This is a genomic window from Phaeobacter sp. HF9A (assembly GCF_011806385.1).
In the GTDB taxonomy this organism is placed as follows: domain Bacteria; phylum Pseudomonadota; class Alphaproteobacteria; order Rhodobacterales; family Rhodobacteraceae; genus Epibacterium.
Window position 1 is genome coordinate 25797 of the sequence record NZ_JAATOX010000004.1, and the last position, 25649, is coordinate 51445.

The 25649-nt window shown below is 61.6% G+C and carries 30 protein-coding genes; 9 read left to right on the forward strand and 21 right to left on the reverse strand.

All coding sequences use genetic code 11. The features are described 5' to 3' along the window. Position 1: 1 nt before the first annotated feature. Complete coding sequence (locus tag HCZ87_RS01075; protein WP_167641917.1) at positions 2-379, reverse strand: hypothetical protein; 378 nt, start codon at positions 377-379, stop codon at positions 2-4. Between the two features lie 412 nt (positions 380-791). Here HCZ87_RS01075 and HCZ87_RS01080 point away from each other — a divergent pair, with 412 nt between their 5' ends. Next, positions 792-1253, forward strand: a complete 462-nt coding sequence (locus tag HCZ87_RS01080) for a type III secretion system chaperone (RefSeq protein ID WP_167641918.1) — start codon at positions 792-794, stop codon at positions 1251-1253. 12 nt (positions 1254-1265) lie between these two features. Then, positions 1266-3188, forward strand: a complete 1923-nt coding sequence (locus HCZ87_RS01085; protein WP_167641919.1) for a serine/threonine-protein kinase — start codon at positions 1266-1268, stop codon at positions 3186-3188. A gap of 148 nt (positions 3189-3336) precedes the next feature. Here HCZ87_RS01085 and sctU read toward each other — a convergent pair whose 3' ends face one another. From sctU to HCZ87_RS01130, 9 genes are all read right to left on the reverse strand, one after another. Next, positions 3337-4449 (reverse strand): type III secretion system export apparatus subunit SctU, encoded by a 1113-nt coding sequence (gene sctU / locus HCZ87_RS01090; protein WP_167641920.1) that lies wholly within the window; start codon positions 4447-4449, stop codon positions 3337-3339. A gap of 29 nt (positions 4450-4478) precedes the next feature. Continuing rightward, positions 4479-4919: a type III secretion system chaperone gene (locus HCZ87_RS01095; RefSeq protein WP_167641921.1), complete on the reverse strand. Its 441-nt coding sequence runs from the start codon at positions 4917-4919 to the stop codon at positions 4479-4481. Between the two features lie 44 nt (positions 4920-4963). Continuing rightward, entirely contained in the window at positions 4964-6064 is a 1101-nt protein-coding gene (locus HCZ87_RS01100) for a hypothetical protein (protein ID WP_167641922.1), read from the reverse strand. A gap of 92 nt (positions 6065-6156) precedes the next feature. After that, the gene (locus HCZ87_RS01105; RefSeq protein ID WP_167641923.1) at positions 6157-6621 is read right to left on the reverse strand and encodes a type III secretion system chaperone; all 465 of its coding nucleotides are present in this window, start codon (positions 6619-6621) and stop codon (positions 6157-6159) included. 10 nt (positions 6622-6631) lie between these two features. Next, positions 6632-8164 carry a hypothetical protein gene (locus HCZ87_RS01110; protein ID WP_167641924.1) on the reverse strand — a complete coding sequence of 511 codons (1533 nt, stop codon included), beginning with the start codon at positions 8162-8164 and terminating at the stop codon, positions 6632-6634. A 2-nt stretch (positions 8165-8166) separates the two neighbouring features. After that, positions 8167-10032 carry a hypothetical protein gene (locus tag HCZ87_RS01115; RefSeq protein WP_167641925.1) on the reverse strand — a complete coding sequence of 622 codons (1866 nt, stop codon included), beginning with the start codon at positions 10030-10032 and terminating at the stop codon, positions 8167-8169. Between the two features lie 27 nt (positions 10033-10059). After that, on the reverse strand, positions 10060-10470 hold the full coding sequence (locus HCZ87_RS01120; RefSeq protein WP_167641926.1) for a hypothetical protein: 411 nt from the start codon (positions 10468-10470) through the stop codon (positions 10060-10062). Then, positions 10460-11206 carry a hypothetical protein gene (locus HCZ87_RS01125; RefSeq protein WP_167641927.1) on the reverse strand — a complete coding sequence of 249 codons (747 nt, stop codon included), beginning with the start codon at positions 11204-11206 and terminating at the stop codon, positions 10460-10462. The genes HCZ87_RS01120 and HCZ87_RS01125 overlap by 11 nt, the downstream gene beginning before the upstream one ends. A 99-nt stretch (positions 11207-11305) precedes the next feature. Beyond that, positions 11306-12244, reverse strand: coding sequence for a helix-turn-helix transcriptional regulator (locus HCZ87_RS01130; RefSeq protein WP_167641928.1), 939 nt, complete (start codon positions 12242-12244; stop codon positions 11306-11308). Positions 12245-12922: 678 nt separating this feature from the next. Here HCZ87_RS01130 and HCZ87_RS01135 point away from each other — a divergent pair. From HCZ87_RS01135 to HCZ87_RS01150, 4 genes are all read left to right on the forward strand, one after another. After that, positions 12923-13621, forward strand: coding sequence for a Crp/Fnr family transcriptional regulator (locus HCZ87_RS01135; protein WP_167641929.1), 699 nt, complete (start codon positions 12923-12925; stop codon positions 13619-13621). A gap of 131 nt (positions 13622-13752) precedes the next feature. After that, positions 13753-13944: a hypothetical protein gene (locus HCZ87_RS01140; RefSeq protein WP_167641930.1), complete on the forward strand. Its 192-nt coding sequence runs from the start codon at positions 13753-13755 to the stop codon at positions 13942-13944. Continuing rightward, a complete protein-coding gene (locus HCZ87_RS01145; protein WP_167641931.1) occupies positions 13941-14258 on the forward strand; it encodes an EscF/YscF/HrpA family type III secretion system needle major subunit in 318 nt (105 codons plus the stop codon). Before HCZ87_RS01140 ends, HCZ87_RS01145 begins: the two co-directional genes overlap by 4 nt. Positions 14259-14355: 97 nt before the next feature. Beyond that, on the forward strand, positions 14356-14751 hold the full coding sequence (locus HCZ87_RS01150; protein ID WP_167641932.1) for a hypothetical protein: 396 nt from the start codon (positions 14356-14358) through the stop codon (positions 14749-14751). An 11-nt stretch (positions 14752-14762) separates the two neighbouring features. On the opposite strand, the gene sctS is transcribed toward HCZ87_RS01150, so the two are convergent. Genes sctS through HCZ87_RS01205 form a run of 11 tightly spaced genes read right to left on the reverse strand, consistent with a single transcriptional unit; the run spans position 14763 to position 22192 of the window. Beyond that, complete coding sequence (sctS, locus tag HCZ87_RS01155) at positions 14763-15032, reverse strand: type III secretion system export apparatus subunit SctS (protein WP_167641933.1); 270 nt, start codon at positions 15030-15032, stop codon at positions 14763-14765. 12 nt (positions 15033-15044) lie between these two features. Continuing rightward, positions 15045-15689, reverse strand: a complete 645-nt coding sequence (sctR, locus tag HCZ87_RS01160) for a type III secretion system export apparatus subunit SctR (protein ID WP_167641934.1) — start codon at positions 15687-15689, stop codon at positions 15045-15047. Then, positions 15682-16668, reverse strand: a complete 987-nt coding sequence (locus HCZ87_RS01165) for a FliM/FliN family flagellar motor switch protein (RefSeq protein WP_167641935.1) — start codon at positions 16666-16668, stop codon at positions 15682-15684. The genes sctR and HCZ87_RS01165 overlap by 8 nt, the downstream gene beginning before the upstream one ends. After that, complete coding sequence (locus tag HCZ87_RS01170; RefSeq protein WP_167641936.1) at positions 16665-17291, reverse strand: hypothetical protein; 627 nt, start codon at positions 17289-17291, stop codon at positions 16665-16667. The genes HCZ87_RS01165 and HCZ87_RS01170 overlap by 4 nt, the downstream gene beginning before the upstream one ends. After that, positions 17291-17776 (reverse strand): YscO family type III secretion system apparatus protein, encoded by a 486-nt coding sequence (locus HCZ87_RS01175; RefSeq protein WP_167641937.1) that lies wholly within the window; start codon positions 17774-17776, stop codon positions 17291-17293. The genes HCZ87_RS01170 and HCZ87_RS01175 overlap by 1 nt, the downstream gene beginning before the upstream one ends. Then, the gene (gene sctN / locus HCZ87_RS01180) at positions 17773-19149 is read right to left on the reverse strand and encodes a type III secretion system ATPase SctN (protein WP_254868478.1); all 1377 of its coding nucleotides are present in this window, start codon (positions 19147-19149) and stop codon (positions 17773-17775) included. The genes HCZ87_RS01175 and sctN overlap by 4 nt, the downstream gene beginning before the upstream one ends. 8 nt (positions 19150-19157) lie before the next feature. After that, the gene (gene sctL, locus HCZ87_RS01185; RefSeq protein WP_167641938.1) at positions 19158-19772 is read right to left on the reverse strand and encodes a type III secretion system stator protein SctL; all 615 of its coding nucleotides are present in this window, start codon (positions 19770-19772) and stop codon (positions 19158-19160) included. After that, complete coding sequence (locus HCZ87_RS01190; RefSeq protein ID WP_167641939.1) at positions 19769-20425, reverse strand: hypothetical protein; 657 nt, start codon at positions 20423-20425, stop codon at positions 19769-19771. Before HCZ87_RS01190 ends, sctL begins: the two co-directional genes overlap by 4 nt. Continuing rightward, positions 20425-21207, reverse strand: coding sequence for a type III secretion system inner membrane ring lipoprotein SctJ (sctJ, locus tag HCZ87_RS01195; RefSeq protein WP_167641940.1), 783 nt, complete (start codon positions 21205-21207; stop codon positions 20425-20427). The genes HCZ87_RS01190 and sctJ overlap by 1 nt, the downstream gene beginning before the upstream one ends. Before the next feature lie 8 nt (positions 21208-21215). Further along, the gene (locus HCZ87_RS01200; RefSeq protein ID WP_167641941.1) at positions 21216-21806 is read right to left on the reverse strand and encodes an EscI/YscI/HrpB family type III secretion system inner rod protein; all 591 of its coding nucleotides are present in this window, start codon (positions 21804-21806) and stop codon (positions 21216-21218) included. Beyond that, positions 21803-22192, reverse strand: coding sequence for a hypothetical protein (locus tag HCZ87_RS01205; RefSeq protein WP_167641942.1), 390 nt, complete (start codon positions 22190-22192; stop codon positions 21803-21805). Before HCZ87_RS01205 ends, HCZ87_RS01200 begins: the two co-directional genes overlap by 4 nt. Before the next feature lie 168 nt (positions 22193-22360). On the opposite strand from HCZ87_RS01205, the gene sctV reads away from it, so the two are divergent. From sctV to HCZ87_RS01220, 3 genes are read left to right on the forward strand one after another with little or no spacing between them, the layout of a single operon-like run. Next, positions 22361-24469: a type III secretion system export apparatus subunit SctV gene (gene sctV, locus HCZ87_RS01210; protein ID WP_368484065.1), complete on the forward strand. Its 2109-nt coding sequence runs from the start codon at positions 22361-22363 to the stop codon at positions 24467-24469. Between the two features lies 1 nt (position 24470). Further along, positions 24471-25253: a MotA/TolQ/ExbB proton channel family protein gene (locus tag HCZ87_RS01215; protein WP_167641943.1), complete on the forward strand. Its 783-nt coding sequence runs from the start codon at positions 24471-24473 to the stop codon at positions 25251-25253. Between the two features lie 4 nt (positions 25254-25257). After that, complete coding sequence (locus HCZ87_RS01220) at positions 25258-25629, forward strand: hypothetical protein (protein WP_167641944.1); 372 nt, start codon at positions 25258-25260, stop codon at positions 25627-25629. Positions 25630-25649 lie beyond the last annotated feature (20 nt).

The following is a 25649-nucleotide window of genomic DNA, read 5'->3' on the forward strand; positions in this document are numbered from 1 at the left end:
ATCAATCAGCAGGCTTGTCCGCGCCATACACAGCGATTGAAACCTGATTTTCGAAGTTTGTGACAAAGGCTTCGCTTCGGTGGTTGGCCGGCGCGTCGGTGTTGAGGTAATTGCAGAACGCCGTGATCATGATGTCGGCGATGTCCGCTTTTGTTGCATCGGGATGTGCCTTGGCCAGCTCCTGCGCGATCGTGCTGAGGTTGTCGCCATCAAGCTCGGCCGTGCCGACCTTTTGCGCCAGCGCCGCAAGGTCAAATGTACCGCCCCCGGCTTCGGTAAAGACCGCTGACGGGTTGGGGCAATCAAGAGGTTCTGCCGAAACCAAGGCTGGTGACGAAAGGCACAGAACGGTGACCAAGGTAAAGAGCGGATGTTTCATGGAGGGGCCTTTCAGAATCTGCGAGGTGTAAGAGCGGCGCGTGCCGCGCGACGATGGGCGACGGGCTGCGTTGCGGTGACTGGGATCAGCAAGGCACGGCGGACCGGATGCGGCCCGAAAAGACATGTGCCAACCACGCCGACCAAGTATCTTTGACAGAGTTTCAGCATCTTCGTCCTTTCACGCATGCATCGGTATGGCGGCGTTTTGACAGCTGGATGTGCAATGGGTCTGTCGCCAAGCTTACAGTTTTGACAGATTTCCAGGCCCGCCTGACGGATGGATGCTGCCGTCAGCTCGGCGACACGACCCTCGTCCCCGAGCGCGCCCGCCGCGGCTGAGACAAACGGTACACCCGACCGCGGCAAGAGCAGGCATGATGGCAGGCGTCATACCACAGAAAGGTTCGTTCATGAGCACCCCCGAGCAAGACTTTGACGTCTTCATGTCCAATGCGCTTGTCGCGCTGGCCGAGATAAACCCCGATATTGATGCGGTCCTTCAGACCAGCGCCAGCAGCTGGAGCCTCGGTTTTCAGGGCGACGAGCAGATCGACCTGGAACTGTTTGAAACCGGTCAGCGCCTGATGCTCTCCACCACGCTGGCCAATGTCGGCCAAGATGCGTTGGAAAAGGCGATGCAGGGTCTTTTGACCTACAACCTGATGTGGCGCGAAACAGGAAACGTCCGAACCGCGCTTGCAGAGTCTCATATATTTCTGATCACCGACCTGCCCGTTGCGGTGCTGGACAGCGACAGCCTGTCCCTGGCGCTTGCCAATCTGCGTCGCGCACGCAGCCAATGGGACCGGTTTTTCCAGCAAGCGCCTGCGGATGCGGTGGATTTCTCCGCCGAGCATATTCTGCGGGCATAAGGGAGCAGCACCATGTCACTGAAACCCTCGCTTAACGTCAATACATCCACCACTGCCGCCCAGCTCAATGACTTTGCTCAGGGGCTGGACGATGGGATGCGCCTCAAGGGCAAGCAGAACAAAGATGGCTCGATCACGCTTTATGCCTCGCAGAACAAATCCGGCCTGCTGTCCAAGCTGACCGGCCGGGCGCAGGACCGGATCGACATGGCAAAACGTGCGGTCAATCAGGTTGCCAGCAACGATGTCCGCGATTTTGCCGACCTGGAAGTCAAAAGCCTGATCCACAACATGACCTCACATGGCCAGTTCATGAAACCAGGCAGCACAGCGCTCAAGGCGATTGCTTCTTTTGCCAACAGCTTGTCCGGCGATCTGGCCAATAGCCGCGCGCAGGAAAACAGCAAGCTGGGGCTGAGCGAAATGCCGTTTGAGGCGCGCGTCGCGGTGCGGGAAGCCGGCGACGCGATGATCCAGCGCCTGAGCGGGGCGATGACGGGGGACTACAGCGCACAGGGGATCGCGGAAACGTTGTCCGACACGCTGGCCAGCGCGATGTCGTCACCAGAGATGCGCGCGGCGCACCCGAACTTTGAACTGGGCGACGGCGAGGATCTGATCGCAGCGCTCACCAGCAAGTTCCAGGACATGGCCGAGGCCACCGGCGAGGGGCGCCTGCCGAAAATGATCAAGGCCGAGCTGCGCGAGCTGGCCGAGCAAACCTTTCATTTGACCGCCAACAAGATGCTGGGCGCCAGCATTTCCGATGACAAGGCCGTCCTGACCATCGACGGCAAGGACTACGCGCGCGGACCCAAAATTGCCGAAGGCGGCTTTGGCGAGGTGATACGCTACGACGCGCAGGATGGCTCTGGCAGCCTGGCGGTGAAATTCGAAATCGAGAGCAACGCGTCATCGCACGACAGCTTCGCAACAGAAATCACGGCCCATCGTCACGCCGCCGCAGAACCGAACGATAACATTCTGGGCTTTTCCGGGGCTGCACGGACCCGCGAGGACAACTTTGTGATCGCAACCCCGCTTGCTGGCGCCGGCGACGGATCGAAGGCGCAAAAAGCCATCGCGGCGGCACTGGCGGACGGCAAGATTTCCGCCAAGACCGCGCAGACCGTGGCGCTGACCGTCATGGCCGACGCGATCAAGGGCATGCAGCACCTGCACGACACAGCAGGCATGACCCATATCGACTTCAAGGCACCAAACCTGTTCATCACCGACGAGGGCGTCAGCCAGCTTGCGGATTTTGGCACCACAGTCCAAACCGAGACCCCAACTCTGAAAGACAGCAAACAAGTCGATAACTTCACCTGGAAGGACCCCAAGGTCCTGTATGGCGAAATCCAGGCCAACGGGAAGTCCCCGTTGAAGCCGATCGCCAAGGAAGCGGGCCTGCAATTCGCTGAAAGGTTCTTTGCACCCGGTGAACGCTCAACGGCGGAGCAAAAAAACTTCGACAACGTAGCGGCAAGAGTAGCTCAGCGCACTCTGCGAGCGGCCACTGACGACTATCTCTCTCAAACGCAGTTCGATGGTCGCAGCTATGACATGTTCGCGCTTGGGGTGACGGCGGTGAACATGCTGACCGGTGATTTCACGCTTTCGGAAACAGAGTTCAAGTTTTCCTCTAAAGGTATGGACGAACAAGCGCGCCTTCACGAAAGCGGTGTTGCGCCGATCGGGTCTCATGATGGCGCGGTGCGCAGCACGCTCGGGGATCCTCTTGTGGACGATTTCATCAACCTGATGACGCATCCCGATCCCGACAAACGCGCCAGCGATTTCGGCGCCCTGCTGGATCATGAGGTCTTCAATCAGATGAATATCGGGGGGCCTGAAGCGCGTCAGATGCTGGTGGCGATCTTGGCGGGGGATGACGCGGCGATCATGCGCTGGGGTCAGGACCTGAATTTCTGAGCGGACCCCGCGCCCGATCAAAGAACAAAGCCCCGGTGTGAACCGGGGCTTTTGTCTATCCAAACCGGGTCAGGCTGGCTACGGATGATTCCTCCAAAAGACCGATCAGCAGGATCCGACCGGCCCTCCCGACCGGACTGTTTCAATCTCAGTATCTCTTCGCCTTGTGGTCGTCGCGTTCCATGTCGAGATCCCCATGCCGAAGCGGCCCTTTGTAGAGCTCCATTTCATGGTTCTGCACCCAGGCCAGGATTTCCGCCACCACCGCGAATGCCTCGTCCGAGACAAAACCGTCGACGGGCGTATCCGCATAGAGGCTGCGCGCCAAGGGCACGTTGCGAAAGATCGGCACACCAGCGCGTTCCGCTTCGATACGGATGTCCTGCGCGCGTTTTTCCCGCCCTTTGGCAACCACCATCGGCAAGGGCGTTTCGCCCTCCTTGTAGCGGATGGCCACCGCAATATGGGTCGGGTTCACCACAACGGCCGAGGCCCCAGGCACCTGCTTTTTCACGTCGGACATCACCAGTTCCCGCGCAAGCTGCTTGCGCTGGCCTTTGACGACGGGGTCGCCTTCGCTTTCCTTGTATTCGCGCTTCACCTCGTCCTTTGACATCATCAGGCTCTTGGTGTGGCTGTGTTTTTGATAGACGAAATCCAGACCGGCAACGACGATGAAGGCCACGCCAGAGACGACAAGCAGCTTCAGGGTCACGACTTTGGTCACCGCCCAGACACAAAGCATGCCGCAGGTGATAGAGCCAAGAAACGGCCCGATCGCCTCTTTCAAAACGATATAAAGCAGGAGGGAAAGGAACAGGATCTTGAAGATGGATTTCAGCATCTCAACGAGCTGCTTCATCGAGAAGATTCGGCTCACGCCCTTGGCAATGCTGATTTTTTCCAGCTTTGGCTGGATGGCTTCCATGGAAAACAGCGATCCGACCTGAACATAATTCGCCGCGATGCCAAAGGCGAGCGTCACGCCCAGAACCGGCAGGAGAATGGAGGCGCCGATGTCGAACGTGGCCGACAATCCGTTTTGCAACGCCATGTCGTCATTCTGCGCCGCCAAAGCCGCCAGCGTATCCATCAACGCAACCAGCTTTTCCCAGATCACCCCCGCCATCAGCCAGATCGTCGCGATAACCCCAAAGAGCGACACTGTGGTCACAACCTCTTGCGAACGCGCCACCTGACCTTTCTGCCGGGCGTCGCGCTCTTTTTTCGGTGTCGGTTGTTCGGTCTTCTCGCCGCTCATCGCGCCTCCGGGGCATCAGCCTGTGCAGATCAGACCCGGATCGTGGTCATATCCGAAAAATCCGGCATCACGGGCGCGCCCTGCCAGAGGATTTCCGCCCCCTGCGTGTCCCAGAAATCGGCATAGAGCAACAGATCTATAATCCGCAGTTGCAGCTGGTCCACGTCGAGCCCGTCAAGCACAATGAAGTCAATCATCGCAAGCCCCGCGCCATCCGGGTTTTGGGCGATCCGCGCGGAACCGGTCTCTACCCCGAGGCAATTTGCCTCCAGCAAGCGGCTGAGCGCCAGCTCCTCCGACGCCTCCACCGCCAAGGGCACGTGCAAGCGCAAGGTATCATTGGGAAAGGCCATCGCGCCAAACGGCTGATCACCACCGAAGCTGTAAACCATCTCGCCCGAGTCCAGCGCCTCTGCCTGCGTGAGATCAAAGGCGCGTATCAGCATGGTTAGCGTGTCATTGAAAGTCATGACGAGGTCCTTTGCGGACAGGAAAGTCGGGAATATGGATCGGATCAAGTGTCATAGCGCAACCCTTCCGGCATGCCCATCTCCCCAAGGAAGGCCTCGACGCGGGGCGTGAAGGCCTCGTAAAGCGCGGTGTAGAGTGGCCGCTGCACGTCGTCCTGGGTGATACCGCCCGGCTCTTTCGCACCGGAAAAGATGCTTTGCATGATGCTGACCGCGAAGTTGAGCGCAGCCCCGTCCTCTTCCTTGTCCAGCCCGGCGCGGATATTGATGAATTCGGGTGCCAGGCCACGCAGCACGCATTCCGAATTGACGTATTTATGCGCAACCGCCTTCTGATCGTCGGCAGAAAGCCCGGAGCGGTCTTCATCCGCGATCAGCTCGAACCCCAGGGTGGTGACCTCCTTGGCCTCGGCGGAAAACACATCCGAGAAACCACGCGTGTCACTGCCGGGTTCGGGCAACAAGGCCTCCAGCATCTGCTCGGCGGCCTCATAGACCAGGGTCTTCTGCTCGCTGGTCAAATTCTCGCGCTTGAGAAACACGAAATCATCGGCCCCGGCGATGGATTTGCTGAGCGCCGCGAGTGGCTTGTCCGCCGCGATCAGCGCGTCGGTTGCGGCCACGTCATAGCGCGCATGGCTGCGCAGGAAGTCGGAGCCCGCGTTCTGCGCCTTGCCATTGCCACGCAGGAAGGTCCCGACATCCTTGAAGTTTTCAAGATGCCCGCGCAGGTTTTCACAGGCGGTCAGCCCCTCGCTCATCGGTTTCTTGTCGGGAAAGCTGATCTCCGCGCCCTGCGGCAAGGCTTCGCGCCCGCGGGCGGCGTGGAACTTGGGCTGGTCGGACTGGCCCAGCTTGGCAAAGGCGGTGCTGATCGACTTGGCGATGCCCTTGGCGATTTTGGCGATAAAATCACCGACCGTCTGCTTGCGCTCCTTCGCCTTGCCATCAAGACGCGGCGCCCCTTCCCCGGTCCCCTTGGCGATTTTCGGGCGGTCTGCCTGTTTCCCGCCGATGCCGGTGAAGGCCAGAATGTCATTCATCGACGAAAAGTCGACCGTGTTGGAGGCCGTCTCGGCCTGTGCCCCTGTGGGAAGACCAAGCCCCGGCTGAGGTGTTGCACCGCCAATCCTATTGACCGTCATTCTCCGATCCTTTTCCTAAACTGATGCTTCTCTCTACCGGAATACACCTGGCAAAACTGCGGCGCGGTGTCGTTCGACATGCTGACACGGCCCTAGGCGCGCAGGACCGTATCAGGCATCACAGCGCCGATTTCACCCTCTGCCGATGCGGCGCGTGCACGCTCCAGAAGCGCCTGTGCGCTGGTGCTCTGCCATGGGGCTGCGGCGCGGATAAAGGCGTCGATCCGGCGCAACAGCTGGCTTCGGGTCACTTCGGGGATCAAAAGGCGCTGGCCAAAAAACACCCGCCCGGTGCCCGGCTCCATCCCGAGACGCCCATCCGGCGAGCTGGTATTCACCGCCAGCATTTCGCTCAGCACCGCGGGGTCCTTGGCCTTGGCCAGCGCGGGCACCTCGACCGCGAGTTCCAGCACGTCTTCGCCATCAAAGCGAAAATAGACCGACAGGCTGTCGGCGACGATCAGCTCGAATACGCCCTCGGCATTCGGAGCGAGATCGCCAAGACCGGCCGCCTCGGCGATTGTGGATACGACATCATGCATGTTGCGCAGAGTCATGTCAGCTCCTTCAGCTATGGATGATTGACCTGATTATATTGGTCATCTTGTTGAGAACATTGCTGCCCAGTTGGTATTGACGGTTTTTTGTCTCGCCCAGCTCGGTCACTTCGGCCATCCGCACTTCGCTATCCTGTCCGATGAGAGTGGTCATTTCGCCGATATTGGTGGCAAAGGCATTCCAGTCCTCTTTACTGTGGGGGACAAGCGTGCTGCCATCAGAGGAAATCAGCGGCAGCGTCGGGCGGTTCAGCCCCTGTTCCGCCTCGGAGGGATGCATCGTATTCGTGTCCGCGTTGACGGCGCCGGTGTCGAACATCGCGAGGATCAGCGCATTGCCGGCGGCCAGATCTTCGAGCTCGGCCAGGGTCGAGACACCACCCAGCCCGACCTCTGCCGCAGCGCCAGCCTCCGAAAAGGCGTTGAGCGTGTCATTGAGCAACTCTTGCAGCCGCGCGTAGTCTTCCAGCAGCTTGTTGTTCTGGTTCAGCTCTTCCGTCTTGGCGTCGGCTTTTGCCTCGCTCGCATAGGTCGCGAAGGTCTGGAACAGAAAAATCAGCCCGGGCGCATCCACGTCTCGGCCGTTATACTCCCCCGACGACGACAGGTCTCGGGACTGAACCTGCGTGTCATAGATCCGCGTCTCGATGGTGAGGAACAGCTCCGCCGCCGCCGCGACTGCGGCACCGCCATCGGTGGAATTGGCAAAGGAATTGACCGTGCCAGCCACCTCGGGCGTCATGGTCTTGTAGCGTTCAAGCCGGGTGAACCGCTCCAGGATGTCGGCGACGGCCAGGTTGATCTTGTCGATGTCGAAAATCGCCATGCCATCCAGGCGGTCAGAAAGCAGTTCGAGCTGTTCGGTGAACAGATAGTGATACAGATCGCCACGGCTGGACGGATCGGCCAGAAACGTGGCACGCGCACCGGGGGTGTAGGTGCTGGTTGCCGCGATCTGCGACGCCGCCGACTGGATGACGGTCTTGATCTCCGTGCGCAGCTGATCCGATGTCCCGTCTGCCGTGGCGGGGGCAAGGTTGAACGTATCCGCGACGATCGCGCGAAACTCGGCCATTCCCGCCAATGCCTTTTGGTCGTCCAACGACAGCGTCGCGATCCGCTCTGGTGTCAGCGTATTGAGCGTGATCACCGACGCGCCATCCTGTGACAACACCACCGTGAGAGCCTGCGCCGCCGGGCTGCCACCGGCAAAGCTGCCGGACACCACGGTCAACCCGTCCACCGTGCGTTCCGTACCGTATTGCTTCAACCAGGCGAGTTGATGGCCGGTGTGCCAATTTAGAAAACTCTCGGCCGTGGGGGACGCGAAATCATCGGGCTGACCGGCAAGCACGTTGGTCTCGCCGTCAAAGACCGGGTAGAGCTGCGCCGCATCGGACGCGAGTTGCGCGGCCAGCGTGCCATTGCTGAGCGCATCCGCAAGATAGCTGTGCGGCGCATCGAATGTATCGCCCAGGGTTTCGTCAAGAACAGGGTCATAGGCGCCGCTGTTCTGTGTGGTCCAGAATGTATCGATCGCCATTGTTAAATCTGCCCGATGGACATGAGAATATCATTCATCTTCTCAAGCGCGTTGTTGCCCAGCTCGAAATGCCGGTTCTTCTGTTTCGTCGAGGTGTCGATATCGTTCTGCTTGATCTGGCTGTTCTGGTTGAGGATCGTCACGGCCTCGGACAGCGAGGTGGAGAAACTCTCCCACTCGCTCTTGGTCATCAGGGCCAGGGACCCGTCACCCGTGTTTTTCGTCCAGTCCAGAATGTCGATGGCAGGCCGATCAACACCATAGAGCTTTTCAAGCGGATGCGAATTGTCCGCACTCGACAGCATGCCCGGTTCGATGAACATCGACAGCACCGACATTTGCTCCTGGTCAAATTCCACGCCGTCCCATTTGGGGGTGTAGGCCGCATTGTCCTTGGGCAGCCCGTCAACATAGGTCTTGATGGGGCTCGTCCCATCAAAAAGCAGCGCGATGCTGTATTTCGGCACATTCGTCTCTGCTGCAATCCGCGTTTTGTCCGTCCCGCTGTAGCCGCCAGGGTCTTCGCCATAGAGGACGACGTATTCGCCAAAACTGCCGTCATCTGCTGCCTCATAGAGCTGGAACGTGGAGCCGTGACCAACCCCGGCGTGCAGGTCGATGTCGTCAATGACTTGGCGCGTATCAATGTGGGTGGTACCATCGGTCTTGGTGTAGCTGCCCACATCCATGAACCGTCGCCGTTCATCGACCTTGCCCGGATCATAGAGGCTGAGTTGCGTATTCACCAGCTGCTGCATAACCGCATAGTCCTGCAACAGCTTGTGCAGCTGACGGATTTCCTCGGTGCTGGCGTCGGCGATTGCCTCGGAGCCAACCTCATAGAGCAGCTGGAACCGCATAATCAGGCTGGGGACATCGACGGTCGTATCCACGAAGCCCGAATTGGAGATCGCGTTGCGGCGCGTTTCCGACGTCAGGATCGCACGTTCGGCGCGCATATACTCCTCATAGCCGCGCAGAATGGTGGCGCCGAAATCGGAACTGCTTGAATTGATGACCAGATCCGAGGAGCCCTCGGAGGAAAAGCTGTCGCCGAAGCCGTCAACGTTGGCTATGACGCGCATATACATAAGTGTGCGGGTCGGGTCTTCGGTCTCAAAGAAGGTATTGGCGCGCACGAAGCGGTCCGCGATACTGGAAAGGGCACTGAGCACCGTATCCTCGGCGATGACACCGGTGCCAAGCGTGACGTCGCCGCTGCCGTTGTAGGTGCCGCCCATCGCCTCCACGATCAGTCTGATCTGTCCCAGAAAGACGTCTTTGTCCTCGGTGGGCATGCTGACGGAGCTGCTGGAAATAGTGTCGATCACCTCGTTGATGCGCGCCTGGACCGCTGTCAGATCCGACGTCAGCCCGAGCTCCGCCAACCGCCCCAGAGCAGCAAGGTCGCTTGCAAATCTGCTCTGGTCATAGGCGGACAAGGCGCTGAATTCCGCCAGGGCCATGCTCATCAGGTTGATGGGTCTGTTGTCATCGGTCAGCACGTAATAGGCGACCGTTTCCCCGCCCAGGGCGATGGTGACGCTATTGGTCGATTGGGTGGCGATGTATTCCGCCTGATAGGCCGAATGCCATGATCCAAAATCGTCGGGGGCATACCCGTCTGCCGATGTGTCGGACTGCCAGCTTGCGGGCCGCATCTCGACCGGCAGCGTGCTGGTTATGCCATCATACCGGGGGTAGACCGCCTTGGCCCCGTCTGAATACTGCTGCGGCACCGCCCCGGCAGAGCCGCCCGGCATGGTATAGGGACGCCCCCCGCTGCCCGTGCTCGCCCCGGACGTCCCCTCGCCGAATTCGAGAGACTCCCAAAAACTGCTGTAGCCCAGTTCAGTCACATCAACCATGATCTGCCTTCTCTTGTCTTGCCCGCCTCAAAGTCGAAGTCGCCCCGGGGGGATGAAACTTTCCGCGCTGGCGGAGCGGGTACCCAGTTCGAAATCATCGCCGGACGGGCCGGAGGCGGCAGCACGCCGCGCCTCGCCACCGCCAGAGCGCCCCTGAGCGATCGGCCGCGAGGGGGGCGGGGGCGGCAGCCCCTTTCGGTGAGCATCAAGCGCGGCCTCGAAATCGCGCTTTCGGGTCAGGTAATCGGCAAGCTGATCCGTCGCCTTATCCAGCGCCTCCATGTCCTGGGCCTGCAATATCATGCGAAGCCTGGCTTCCGCCTCGGCGTCGCCCTTCACAAAGGGCGCACTGGCCAGGAGATCGAGCTGGGCGCCAATCTGGCGCAGCAGCGTGGCCCAGTCTTGTTGGCGATAGGAATTGCGGCGATCAGACGGCAAGGCGCACCCGCCCGTCTTCTTGTGACGATGGCCCCATCGCGCCGGCATTCTGCGGCACGGCGGTTGCAAGCACCTGCTCCAGGCTGGAGGCCACGACCCCGAGCGCCAGAGCAAAAGCCGAGCTGCGCTGCGCGACCTCGACCGGATCGCCCTCGTTTTCCGGCATGCCGGCCGCGATCTGGTCAGGACTGACAATGTCCCGGCTCATCTGCCGGTCAAAGAAATTCTGCTCGGTCTTTACGGATTGCCCGATGGCATTCTCGATCCCCTGCTCTGTCTTGCTGTTGGTGGAGGTGACCGCACCGGAATTCTGCGCGGTGTCAGAGATCATGCCAAAGACCGCATTGACCAGATACACGACAAAGCTGACCAGCTTGGCAAGCAGGTCGTCTTCTTCGATGGAGGGGGACATTGCGTTCAAATCTGCCGCCCCCTGCCCCATCAGTCCGATATCGCTGGCTTTTTTCGACAGATCCGCCGCTGCGCTCAGATCGCCGGTCTGGCTGCGGGTGGCGTCCAGCTCGCCGGCGACCTGAGCAAAGATCAGCTCCAGGTCCTGCACGTTTCGCGGCTGCGACAGGCCAAGCGCGGCCGCAGTGCCGGAGACATTGACGCCGAAATCAAAGGCCGGAACCTGCTGCGCCGCGCTGGACGGCGCCGCGGCATCGGTGGCCGACGTGGACAGCGGCGACGCCGACGTGGCCGCCGCCGCAATGGATGTGAGTGACGTGGTCATCGCCTTCCCCTCATTGATCTGCGCCAAGTGTAGGGAAGAACGCGGGCGGGCCGTGTAACAAACAACACGGCCAGAGCCGTCGGGAGGGGATCGCTGCGCCTAGTAGCCCTGAACCCGCTTGCGGGTGCTGCTTGGGGCCTCGCCGAATTGATTGCGATAGGCGCGGGTAAAGTTGCCGATCTGCGAATACCCGCTGGCAAAGGCAACCTGTTTGACGTGCACATCCTGGGTTTCAAGCATGCGCCGCGCCTCGCTCAGGCGAAGATTGCGCTGAAAGGCCGACATGGAAATCCCGTATTCCACCTGAAAAAGATGGCGCAGAAAAGAGGGCGTGCCCGCTGCGGCATACTGCGACAGCAGCTCGCCGAGACCAAGTGTCGGCACCGCCTCGATGCGTCTTTTGATCTTTGCAAGGATGTCCCTGTGGCGATCTGTCACCGGGGAGATGTCCGTTTCGGCTTCGGCGCTGTCCTTGCCATAGATCGCAAGCGCCTCGACCAGAAACCGCTTGGCGATAAGATCGGACCGCAGCGCCTCCAGCTCACCTTCCATCTGGCAGTTGTAGAGTTCGTTGGCGACGACTTTGAGCGGCTCTGTGGTGCGCAGCGGAATGCCCACATCGACGGGTTTCTCCCGTTGGAACAGCTCGCCGATCCCGGCAGACAGATCGGTTTTGACGCGCTCCCTGAAGTAATCGCAATGCATCGAGATGCAGACATGGCGCAGCACCTGCCCGGCGCCGATTTTCAGGTGGAACCCCGGCGAATCCGCACGGATCAGCATCGCCGTACCGGCGCGCCAATTGTAGGTGGCGCCGGTCCCCAGGCAGATCTGCGCATCCCCCGCGATAAAATACTGCGCCGACAGCTGGCAGACATTTGTATCACTGCTGAAATTGATCTGGGTATCGCGGTCCGTCTTGATCGAAGACGTGACAAAAGACATGCCACCCTCGCGGTAATAGAACTTCATCTGACCCGATTGGTCGGGCAGGCGCAGTTCACCCGGACTTCCCGTTTCCCAGCATAATTCATGCATCAATACACTCCGCGATTGTGTCTCATGATTTCTGGCGAGACGATCCGGTTCCGTTCTGTCACAGACTGAACGACCCCAGTGTAACACCTGACACGCTGAACGACTTGGACCTTCGGCTTCTGGATTATATTCGTATTTGATTTCAGAACAATAACTTGAAATCATCGGGCCAGGCGCGCGCCGGGAATACCCAGCCCCCGCTGACCCACCCAGCCTTGCGAAGAACCGCCGTTTCCAGGCTTTGTCAGACAGTCATGGACCATCGGTAGCTCGAAACTTGCGGTAACTTAACGCCGCCCGGTCGGGAAAACCATTGCAAAATGCAACCAGAGCGCAACGTTACAATTGATTGTGATAGAACGGAGCCCCGCTGATCGCTCTGCACAGAGTCTGCCGTTTTTGCCAGCTGGGTGAGCGCTGGCGGGTCTGAATTCCCCGGACCAGGCAGGCTGACACAACAGCGACGCGGCAGCGCATATTCCCGACATGGCCGCGGCGATGATGCACGATCCTTAAGATGATAACTTCTTCTTCAAAATGATAAACCTTTGCGATGGAAAGTTCCTCAAACGCATGAATAACCTAGGAAATCCATAGTGCACTGAAGACCTCCGCAGCACCTCCAGTGCGCGGACATCTTATCATGCCCCCGAAATGCATTTTCAGAGAGTCGACTGCATGAAACCCGGCATACAGACAGCGCTCGACCAGGCCTTGAACGTAGGCCCGGCGGCGGCTGCGCAACTTGAGCGTTTCTGCGAGTTGGTTCAGTATCCGGCAGGTTCGGTGATCTACTTTCAGGAAGATCCCACCACGCATTTTCACATTCTGATATCGGGCTATGTGCGGCTGACCTACATCAACGAAAACGGCATGGTGACGCTTCTCTCTGTTGTTCCCGCCGGGCAGAGCTTTGGCGAGGCGGGGGCCTTTGACGGCAGCCCGAACTGCGATACCTCCTTTACGATCGGGCCGGCCGAGGTGCTGCACTTGGATCTCAACGGGCTCAAGCATCTGGGCGAGCTGTCCCATGGCGTGCACTCCGCCATCGCCACTGTCATCGCCAAACGATACCGCGATCACGTGCATCTGACACGTGCGCTCTATCTGCCCAACCTGTCCCTGCGCCTGGCACATGTGCTGTTGCAACTGGCCGCCACCCTCGGCAACCGCATTCGCTACAAGGGCGAAATGCTTGAATGTCTTGGGCCGATCATCACCCAGCAGGATCTTGGCTCGATGGCGCGCGGCACCCGGGAGAACGTGAACAAGACGCTGCGAAGCTGGGAGAAACAGGGCATCATCGCGCTTGAGGATCGTCACATCCTGCTCTGCGACAAGACGCGGCTTGAGAATATCGCCGCAAACGCCGACTAAGCGCGCCCAGTCCGGTGTCATTTGACACAGCCACCCGGGCGCTGAGCGGGCAAGGTAGAAACGGAATTCATGTTGCCCCAGAAAGAAGAGGTCCGCTGGTGTTCGGGTTTTCGCAATTGGAAGAAAGGCTGATGTCAGAGACCGCATCCGACGTGATGCGCGACTGCCTGTCCCGCCTTGAAACGCTGAAAGCGCAAACCGCAAAAGCCAGCGATGCCGGTCTTGCACCGCAAGACCACGAAACGGCGCAACGCATTCTCACGGCCATTGGGGCCTGCAAACACATTCTTGCCTCGCAAGGTTTCAAGGAGACACAGAAATGACCGTCGGGACAACCACAGATTCTTGGGGAATCGATTCAGCGAACTGGGGCACGGGGTCATCCTCCACCGGCTATAACTACGTTGAGCGCGACGGGTTTGATCTGATCTGGCGCCAAGAGTATCTGCAAGCCCAGACCCAGGCAATCGAGAGCGATATCGCCGAGATCGAGCAGAACGCGAACCTTTCCGACACCGAAAAGATGTACGCGATGCAGATGGCAATGAACACCTGGTCCGCCGTGACCAACCTGCGCACGAACATGCTCAAGACCATCGCCGATACGCTCAAGACGATTGTTCGCAACGTCGCGTGATGCGATTTGGTGATGTCGTGTCACAGCGACATCCCGTATTGGAACGGCCTGCGGGGCCGTTCCTTTTGTTTCCGGGGACCACTTGCGAGACCATACCATGCGTGATGCGCTCCTGCCGGCGGCGTCAGACCTCGGAGCACAAGAGGCCGATTTCCTGCTGATCGCGATTTTCGTGCGATTGCAGCATCAGCGCCCGGAGGAAGCCAAGGTGCTGATCGACGGCGCGCTCGCGGCCGGGCTGCGCAGCCCCGAGATCGCCTTTGCCTCTGCCGTCGTGGAAAACACCCTTGGCAACCATACCGCTGCGCTGGAGGCGGTGGCCCTCTGCGAGGAGGTCGAGCCGGCCAAGGTCAACCTTGGCGCCAAGACGCGCCGCCGGCTTCGGATGCGATCTTACATCAAGGCCCGCAGCCTCTATGCGCTGCATGGGGAGCTGGGCGAAGACGGCCGCGCGGCGCTTGATTTCTACATGCGGCAAAGCGGGCCGGCCTAGGTACGGATGACCTAGCGCACCATCTTGGGGAAATTATCGAACAACCCCTGGGTAAAGGTCACCATCTCAGAGCCCAGAATCCCGGCCATGGCGGCGATGGTTATCGCCACGGCGATCAGTTTGATCGCAAAAGACAGGGTCTGCTCCTGGATCTGCGTCAGCGCCTGAAGAAGGCTGACCACGATGCCAACCAGCGACGCCACCACGATCGGTGGCATCGACAATATCATGACAAGCATCATCGCTTCGGTGATCTGGTTGGTAGCCTCGGCAGGCGTCATGATGCGGCCCCTCTATATGGCATAGGTCTGAATGAGACCGAGGATCAACCGCGACCAACCGTCCACCATCACAAAGAGAAATAGCTTGAACGGCAAGGAGATGGTCAAAGGTGACACCATCATCATCCCCATCGCCAACAGGATGTTGGACACGATCAGGTCGATCGCGATGAACGGCAGATAGAGCAAGAAGCCAATTTCAAAGGCTTCGCGTAGCTGGCTCACCACAAAGGCGGGCAGCACCACCGCAAGGTTTTCGGCCGTGGCGCTGTCTTGAAGGCTCTCGGGCCAGATTTCCTTGGCCGCAAGCACGAAAAAGGTCCGCTCGCGTTCGTCGGAATGCAGGTTGATCCAGTTCAACAGCGGATCTTTGGCCGCAGAAAACGTGCGCTGCACCTCGGCGACGCTGTCGAACCGGTAGTCGCCGCTGGCCAGAATGTCGAAAGTTTCCACAAAAACGGGGGCCATAATGTAGCCGGATATGATGATCGCCAGGGCATTCAGCGCCATGTTCGGCGGGATTTGCTGCACCCCGAGCGCGTTGCGCACAAGCATGAGCACAACCGAAATCTTGATGAATGACGAGGCGACAACGGCCAGAAACGGCACCAGACCCGCAACGCCAAGCGCCAGGATAAGATTGAGCGGATCAATCATTCCCGCGCGCTCCGAACAGGCTGGCGATCCGCACGGCGGGCTGGCCGTCGATGGTGATGAGGTGCCCATCGCCGATTTGCTTGCCGTTGACGGTCAGCTCCACCTCCAGCCCGGGCCCAATCTCGGGAAGGCTCAGCGGAAAGACCCCGCCGGGCGCAAGCGCGGCGATCTCGGCCAGCGGCAATTCGCCCTTCGCAATCGTAAAGGCCAAGGCCACCGGAATATCGCCGATCTCGGTCGCGGGGAGCGTCTCGTCGGCTGCATCGGTCGCGGTCATCTCGGGATCATCGCTCATGGTGGACACCTTCCACTCTTCGTTTATCTTCTGGGCTTCGACACGGAGCTTGCCCGCGCGCAAACGGCATTGATCGGGATCCGGCCCCGCCATCAGGCAATCGCCGGGGCGCAGGCTTTGCAGGACAGAACAGGCCATCGTGAGACCGCCACTTTCCAGGCTGATCCGAACCGGGATCACGGCGGCAAGGTGCTCGCTTTGGATCGGCAACTGGAAATCCGTCAGCTCCCGGGCGATCAGCGCACGCACGAATCCCGCTTGTGATCCGGCCAGCAGCACCGCGCTGGTTCCGCCCGATGGGTGGGTGATATCCGCGCGCAGCCAGATCTCGGCCGACTGGGGAGCAGAACAGGGCTGCATGCTGCATGCCCCCCACAAGGGCACCAACATGCGCAGGGCAGCGCGGGCGATCTCCTCGGCGAGCGCGCTGTCCAGCACCGCGAGGGCGTCCATGTCAAAGGCTTCGCCGGTCAGACCGGCAAAATCAAACGCCTCAAGCCGGGCGCGAATTCCGCTGCCGATGTCTTCGGACCAAAAGGCGGTGTCGGGGCGCGGATCGACCAGCGTCAAGCGGGCCGTCGCACCACCGGCAAGCGGCAGCGGTGTGTTCAGGAACCGGCAGGCCGCGTTCCAGAGCGTCACCTGATCGGTCAGACTCAGAATATCAAGGCGACCATCTTTCATCTGATCGGCTTGGCCCCATGGACCGGACCGCGCAGCGGATCAAACTCCGGTTTCGCCTCGGCCTCCTCCTGTTCTGACAGCACGCGAACAGCCTTGCCGGGGTGGCGCATCTGGATCTGCGCCGCCATGTCCCGCGCGATCGCCATGATCGCCGCACGGTCTGCCTCTGCCGGGCAGTGCAGCGTCACCGTGATCGCGGTGGCGGTCATCGAAAGCGTGGCCTCTCGGACACCGGCGATGTCGAGCGGGATGTCAAAACGCAGGGCTTGAACCGCCAGGGCCGGACCGGTCTGCTTTGCCTCAAGCTGGTGCATCGCCACCTCGACCGCCTGCGCCGGAGCGCTGGCAGCGGATGTGTTCTGAGCCGCCGCAGCGGGCGGGGTCAACAAGGGCGAGCCGGTCATCGGCGCCAAAACCACAAGATCCTCGACCTCGCTGTCGGCCTCCGTCCCTTTCGCGGCCTGAGCGCGCGCGGCCTGCACCTGCCGTCCCAGGGCTTCGGCCAGGGCCGCCTGTTGCTCCTGCTGCTGACGCCAGGGGGTGTTGCCCTGTTTTCCATGCTGCGGTGCCTGATCCAGCGTGCGCGCGTGCTGATCCTGCTGGCCCGATCCGTTGATATCCATCAGTGTAATCCTCCGATAAGGCGGGGGCGGCTGAACAAATCCTCGATTTCCGTCTCTTCGCGCGCCATGGCCGCGCCCTCGGCAATCTGGCGCATGTCGCTCAGAAGAGTGTCGATCTTCTCGTGCTCCGCCTCGCATTTGCGCAGCTCCTGACGCGCCTGTTTCAGCTGCTCCTGACAGCGCCGCACATGGTCGCGCGCCCGGTCACGCCGGTCCGACAGCCATTGATGCGCTTCAATCAGCGCATGGACCCGTTCCTTGACCTCATCGACCTCCGCCGTGCCGATTTCCTGCCCCAGGATCGGCTCGAACAGCGCCCGTTCGCGCGCCGGCAGCGTCGCGGCGCTTTCCTCCACCTCGCGCGACAGCGCCTCGGCCCGCTCTTCGGCGTCACGCAGGGTGCTGCGCGCCGCTTCCAGGGCACGAAGCGCCTTGTTCTGGCGCAGTTCCTTCACCTCTTTCAGAACGCGGAACTGGGCAATCATCGGGTCAGCTCCCGCAGACGCGCGAGCGTCTCTTCATAGGGCATGAGGTCATCCGTCCGCTGGCGCAGGAAATCGCGGATGGCATCGTGTTTCTCGATCGCCTTGTCGGTGCGCGGATCGCTCCCCTTCTGGTATTCACCGATTTTCACCAGCAGCTCGACATCCTGATAAAGCGCCAGCCACTCGTTGACGGTTCCGGCCATGTCACGGTGATCGGGCGCGACAACTTTGGTCATCACCCGGCTTTTCGAGGCCAGGACGTCAATCGCGGGATAGTGGTTCTGAGCACCAAGCTTGCGCGACAGGATGATGTGCCCATCCAGAATGGATCGGGTCTCGTCCGCGATCGGCTCATTCATGTCGTCACCTTCCACCAGCACCGTATAAAGCGCCGTGATAGAGCCGCGATCACTCATTCCGGCCCGCTCCAACAGGCGGGGCAACATGGCAAAAACGGACGGCGGAAAGCCACGCCGGGTCGGGGGCTCCCCCGCGGCCAGGCCGATCTCGCGCTGCGCCCGGGCAAACCGCGTGACGCTGTCCATCAGGAAAAGCACCCGCTTGCCCTGGTCGCGGAAAAACTCGGCGATCGCGGTCGCGACAGAGGCGGCCTTGGCGCGCTCCATCGAGGATTTGTCAGAGGTCGCCACCACGATCACCGCGCGCTTCAGCCCCTCCGGCCCCAGGTCATGTTCGATGAATTCGCGAACCTCTCTGCCGCGTTCCCCGATCAGGGCCAGAACCGTGACATCGACATCCGCACCTTTGACCAGCATCGACAGCAGCGTGGATTTACCGCCCCCCGCCGCCGCAAAGATCCCCATGCGCTGGCCCTCGCCACAGGTGAGCAGCCCATCAAGGGCGCGCACCCCCAGCGACAGGGGGGTGTCGATGATACGGCGCTTCATGGGATCGGGCGGCGCGCGATAGACGGGCACATGGGCCTCGGCTTCGAACGGCAGATCAAGCCCATCAATAAAATCGCCAAAGCCATCAAGAACCCGGCCGACAAGGCCGTCGCCCACGGCCACGGATTGCACCTGCCCGGTCGGATAGACCTCGGTCGCAGGCGACACGCCCTGGATATCGCCGATCGGGGACAACAGCGCCTCGGGCCCGGCAAAGCCGACCACCTCAGCCGCCAGATGGTGGTCGCTTTCGCGGGTATAGAGGTTGACCAGCTCGCCGACCTGAACATCGGGCGCGACTGCGTGAATGATCGTGCCGACCACCTTTTTCACCCGCCCCGTCAGCCGAAACGGCTGGCAGCGCAGCGCCCGCGCGCGCAGGCGGTCCGGCGCGGCGGCAAGCCGCGCAAGATCCGCCCGGGGGAGAGGGAGGCTGTCTGTCCTGTTGTCCTCAGATGCCATCATCGCTGCCCCTACCCCTCTTGCAGTTCAAGAAGGCTGCGCAGCTGCTCCAGCGTGTCCTGCAACACGAAACTCACCACGCCGAGGTCGGTTTCCAGTCGCAGGTTCGGCGCTGAAAGCGTGGCGTCGGCAATCACATCGACCAGCTCGATTTCGGGAAATTCCGTCAGCAACCCGGACAGGGTCGCGCGCAGCTCCTCCTGCATGTCGGGCGCGACGAACAATTGCCCGCGTCGTTGACTGCGCATGGTCGCAAGGGCGGAGCGGGCCAGCTCACGTGTCAGCTGCTCGTCGGAATAGCGCTCGATGATCCGGGTGACACAATCATGCACCAGCCGCCCCAGATCACGCTCCATCGCGGCCAGCTGCTGGTCGATCCGGTGCTGCTCTGCCAGCATGCGACCGGCGGCTTGACGCTCCGCTTCGGCGGTGCCCTCGGCAAACCCGCGCGCCTTCTCGGCGTCATAAACCTCTTGCGCGGCGTGGCGGATCGCCTCGGCCTCCGCTTCGGCGGCCTTCAGCAGGGCGTCAGCGCCTGCAATGGCGGTCAGCGTTTCGGCGCGCAGCACGCCATCCGGTGCGGACAGCGACACCCCAAGGGTATTCAGCCGGTAGACCTCGCTCATGCGGTGCCCCCCCGCGCCATGGCGCGCAGGGCCTGTTTCACCGTCTGCGCGTCTGGTTCCGGCGCGTCCTGCGGCAGGGCGCCGGTGCTGCGCAGCGCATAGACGTGACCGGCGGCTGGCTGGCTCGCCATCAGGCAGGCCGCCATGAGCCGATGCGCGGTCTTTGCTGCCGGATGGCTGGCGAAATCCGCGCCGCTCAAGGTCGCGCCCTCGTCGAATTGTGCCAGGAGATGGCAAAAAGCGGCCCCTTCGCGCAGCGCGAATTCAAAGGCATCGGCGCCGAACAGGGCCGCCATGGCCTCCCGCTCCGCTTTCAGCAGTGCGGCGCGCAGGCGCGGGGCATGGATCGCGGCGGCAAGAAACCGTTGCGCCTTGGACAGCTGCGCCTCGGGCGCCAGGGCCAGCTTCAGCGCGGTGCTCATCTCCGGCGTGAGACGTTCAGGCAGCGCCCGGGTCGCCCGCGCAATCTCGCTCAGAACCGCCCCGGCGGGGGTCGCGGCAAGGGCCTTGGGCGCGAGGGCGCGAAACTCCGGCGCATGAAACAGCGCCGGAAGCGTCGCCGCGCCCGCGGGCAGGACCGACAGCGGATCCGCCAGCAGACGCGCCACCCGCAGGGTCGCTTGTCCCGCCTCGCTGTCCAGCGCGAGCGCCATCACGCCTCCTCTGCGGGCGCTGCCGCCTCGCGCAAGCGATGGTTCATCACCGCAAGGACCACAATGCCGGCCAAGGCCGCGAGAAGCGCCAGCGCGCCCAGGATCACCCCGGTGCGCAGCGCCGCTTCGGAACTGCGCGCCACATCGAGCCCCATGCTGCGCACGGTCGGCATCGCCTCTGGCGCATTGGGAACAGTTTCGGACGCGGCTTCCACCAGCACCACGGTGATCGCCTCGTAGTCCACGCCCTCGATCGAATTGGCAACAAGCCGGCGGATCTGCGGCACCAGGAAATCAAGGTCGTACCCCGCCTGCTGCTTGATGAACACCGCCGCGGAGGCCGGTTTCGCCTGCTGACCCAGCGCCGCTTCCTCGGGCATGACCACATGCACGCGGGCCACAAGCACCCCGTCGATTTCCTGCAATGTCCTGGCCACGTCCTCGCCAAGCGCGTAGATATAGCGCACCCGCTCCTCAAAGGGCGAGGACACGATGCCGCCACCGGAAAACACCTGGCCGATGGTCTCGCGGGTGTTGCGCGGCAGGCCCTTGTTGTCCAGTACCGTGAGCGCTCGCTGCAAATCGCTTTCTTCAACCGAGATGGAGAAAACACCATCGCCGATCGCCGTCTTGGAGGCAGAAATATTCTGCGCCAGAAGCGCCGCAAGCATTTCGTTCGCCTCCCGTTCGGAGACGTTGGAATAGATCTCGGTCTGGCAGGCCGCCAGCAGACACAGCGCCGTCAGAGCCATCGCCACGTGGCGCAGGAAAAACCGTTTCATGGCTGACGTCATTGGCCTTTCATCAGGCTGTCCATCGCCTGCGTGGATTTCCCGGCGAGTTTTGACGAGACATCCACGAGAACCGAATACTCGACCACTTCCGCCTGTAGGCTGACCATGGCCTGAACGCTCATCTCGGTGTGCTCCATCCTGTTGCCGATGCCGCCGATCTTGTCATCAAAGACACTGCGCATGCGTTCCAGACCGGAAAGGATCGTCTGGCCCGGCGTTGCCTCCACGCTGCCGACCTCTGGTCCGGCCAAACCAAGCCCGCTTGCGGCGCGATCATCGGCAGCGCGCCCTTGCGACACCTGCTGCGGTGCCTGCGCGGCGGACAGCGGATTGAACTCCTGCGCCCCGACGGGACGGATTTGCCCGGTCGAAGCTGGCAATTCCGTCAGCGGGCCAACCTGCGCCAGCCGCACCGGCTCAGCCCCCGAAAGCGCCGCGGTGTCGCGCCCGGTGAGCGCATCGCGCATCGCCGTTTCAAACCGCCCCATGCTGTCGCCCTTGGCCGCATTGCCAACGGCCTCGGCTGTGTTTGACCCAGGCTGTAACCCCGTCAGGAGCGTCCGCCCCAATTCGCTCGCCGCTGTCATCCGACCTGTCCTTTTATTGGTTGTTGTCCGTGGGCGTCATCCAGCGCGGCGCTGGCCATGGCGATGAGCTCCGGCGCGGCGCGCATCGCGGTCAGATCGTCCAGCAAGGCTTCGGCCTGACGCCTGTCGCCAGCCATGCCATGCGCCATGACGGAAAACGCAACCACGGTCTCGGTCTGCGGCGCCTTGGCCAGAATCTGCTGCGCCTGCACGATCCGCCCCATGCCAAGCGCCGCCAGCGCCAAGCCGACAGCGCCGACCTCCTCGGTGGGACGCAAAATGGCCAGAGTCTCGAAAATATCGGCGGCGGCCGCAAGCTCGCCGCGGCTGATGCCGAGGAATCCGATCTCCGCGAACAGCCGCACCACGTCGGTTTCAAGGTTCATGCCCAAGCTCGCTCGCCCCGCTGATTAAGGATTTCTTTACACGACCTGACACAGCCGCCGAAAATCGGGAATGAAGTTTGACACACTTGGTCGATCCCGGAGCCGGATACACCCGGCCAGAGGGGCCGTTTTCATGCCCCCATTTGTTGTGCTTCAAGGACAGACCCGGTGCAGAAACTGCTGACCAAAATCTCGCAACGCAACGACGTGATCCTTGCGTTCCTGCTGATCTGCATCGTGTTCATGATGATCCTGCCGCTGCCGACACAACTGGTGGATGTGCTGATCGGCATCAACCTGAGCATCTCGGCGATCCTGCTGATGGTCGCGATCTACCTGTCCGAGGTGGTCGCCTTTTCCGCCTTCCCCTCGATCCTGTTGCTGACGACATTGTTCCGCCTGGCGCTGTCGATCACCACCACGCGGCTCATCCTGTTGCAGGCGGACGCAGGCAAGATCGTGGAAACCTTCGGGAATTTCGTGGTGTCGGGCAACCTGGTCGTCGGCGCGGTGATCTTCTTGATCCTGACCATCGTGAACTTTCTGGTCATCACCAAAGGCTCCGAGCGCGTGGCAGAGGTTTCGGCGCGCTTCTCGCTTGATGCCATGCCGGGCAAGCAGATGTCGATCGACAGCGACATGCGGGCCGGCATGATCGACATGCAGGACGCCAAGGCCCGGCGCAACAAGCTGGAGAAGGAGAGCCAGCTTTACGGCGCGATGGACGGGGCGATGAAATTCGTCAAGGGCGACGCCATCGCCGGTCTGATCATCATTTTCGTCAATATCATCGGCGGGGTGGCCGTTGGCACGACCCAGCACGGCATGAGCGCAAGCGAGGCGGTCGGGGTCTATGCGATCCTGACCATCGGCGATGGTCTGGTCAGTCAGATCCCGGCCTTGTTCATCTCGATCACCGCTGGCTTCATCGTTACCCGCGTTGCCTCCGATGACAATGAAAACCTCGGCACCGACATCGGCCGCCAGCTGATGAACGAGCCCAAGGCGCTTATGATCGCGTCCGGCATCCTGCTCGGTTTTGCCGCCATTCCCGGCTTTCCGACGGTGGTGTTTCTGTGTCTCGCCGCGATAACCGGTTTTGGCAGCGTGCTGATCACCAAGGGCCGCAAAAAGCTGGCCGATATGGAGACCAGCCAATTCATGCCCGCATTGGCGCCGGCCAATCAGCCCGACAAATTGCCAACCCTGCCAAAGGAGACGCGGGCCGAACCCTTTGAGAAGGTCGAGCCGGTAACCTTTGCGCTCACCGTGCCGCTGATCGTCGATATCTCCTCCTCGGTGCGCAACTACATTGAACCGCGTCGCCTGGACACCGAGGTCGCAAAGGTGCGGCGGGCGCTCTACTTCGACCTCGGCGTGCCCTTCCCGGGGGTCAATCTGCGTTTGAACGACACGCTGGACGAGGACGAATACCGGATTCTGGTCAATGAAATCCCGGTTGCCGTCGGACGGTCGCGCCCCGGTTTCATGATCGTGCGGGAAACGCCCGCGAACCTTGAAATGTTCAACATCCCCTTCGAGAAGGGCGACGATTTCCTGCCGAATATGCCGAGCCTCTGGGTGGCGGCCAAACACGAACCGCTGCTGCGCAAGGCTGACATCCAGACCCTGACCCTGCCGGCGATCCTGACCTATCACCTGGCGCATGTGCTGAAATCCCACGCCGGCGAATTCATCGGGGTGCAGGAAACCATGTATCTGATGAGCGAGATGGAGAAGAACTTTGCCGAGCTGGTCCGCGAGGCCAATCGGACATTACCGGTGATCACCATCGCCGATGTGTTGCAGCGCCTGGTGATGGAAGAGATCTCGATCCGGGACATGCGCACCATCCTGGAGGCCCTGGTCGAATGGGGTCAGCGCGAAAAAGACCCGATCCTGTTGACCGAACATGTGCGCTCCGCCCTGAGCCGCTACATCACCCATAAATTTGCCGGCGGGCAGAGCGTGATCTCGGCCTATCTGTTGTCCAAGAAAATCGAGGATGAGGTCCGCGGCGCCGTGCGCCAGACCTCGGGCGCCTCCTATCTGACCCTTTCGCCGGACACCCACAAGAAACTGGTGGCCGCGCTGCGCAAGACCGTCGGCGATCTCAATCGCCATACGCTGAAGCCGGTGGTGCTGACGCCGATGGATATCCGGCGCTTCATGCGCAAGATCGTCGAACGGGAGTTTCCCGATCTCGCCGTGCTGTCCTTTCAGGAGCTCAGCCCGCAGGTCAATATCCAGCCTTTGGAACGGATAGAGATGTCCTGAGATGACAGATCACCCCGCCCGCGCCGACATATATCTGAGCTTTGGGTTTTCCGCGCTGGCGCTGTTGTTTTACGGGCTGGGGCGCGGGATGGTGCCAGCCCCGCTGCGCACCGCCTGCGACCTGCTGGCAGGTCTGGCGTTGATCGCGGAACTGGCCCGGCTTTTCTGGCAGCCCGGCCTGCACTGGCTGACGGCTCATCTGGTCCCGGCCCTGGCCTTCGTGGCCACATTGGGCGGGCTCCTGGGGCAGATCGGCAGCGATGGCGCGGGGCTGGACCGGCTGCAAGCCTGGCCGCTGGTGCTGCTCTGTCTGGCCGTCTGGTTGCCGCGCATGACGGCGCAGGCACCGCGCCCGGTCGATGGGCTTGTGCTTGGGGGCGCGCTTGTTCTGATGCTTGCAACCGCGCTCAGCCTGAGTGCGGCGGCCCTGCTGCCCTATCTGTTGCAGACCCCGGTGCATCTCTGCCTTTGGCTGGCGTTTCTGTCCTCGCTGGCGCTGACCCTCGCGGCCGCCACCGGCCCACTGCCCCCATCTACTGCCCGCTTTGCCGCTGGTCTGGCCGGGCTGTTGCCGCTCCTTGGGTTCTTCGGGACGATTTTCGGCCTCATGGGCGCGCTGGAGGCCCTGCCCGAAATCTTTGCCCAGGGCGGGCCGCAGGACGCGGCCCTTGCACCGATGCTGCGCGGTCTGGGCAACGCCTTTGAGACCACATTGATCGGGCTTGGCGGCGCCATGGTGTTGACCCTAACCGCAAGTTTGCTGCCCGATGCCCCGCAGGAGTGACACATTGATCACCGGCCTTGTCGGGGCGGATGTCATGCTTGCCATGGCGGCGATACTGCTGGTGGTGATGTCCCTCATGCAGACCGAAACCACCAGATCAGAGCGCGATCCCGCCGCCCAGTGGATCGCCATGCGGGACGGGCTGTGGCTATCGCCGCACAGCCATCTGCCGCTTGAAACCCTGACCACCGCCACATTGCCGCTGCCCGCCTCAATGCCGGTCACCCTCATCGTCACACCCGATGGCCTCGACGCCGCCTTTTTGACCGAGTCCCGCCTGGCACAGCTTGGCGCGCAGGAGATCACCCTGATCCGGCGCAGCCGGGCCTGTCAGCCGATCACCCTGGCCGATCAGCGCCTGTCATGCGCGCCCTGACCTCGCCCAGGCCACCCTGG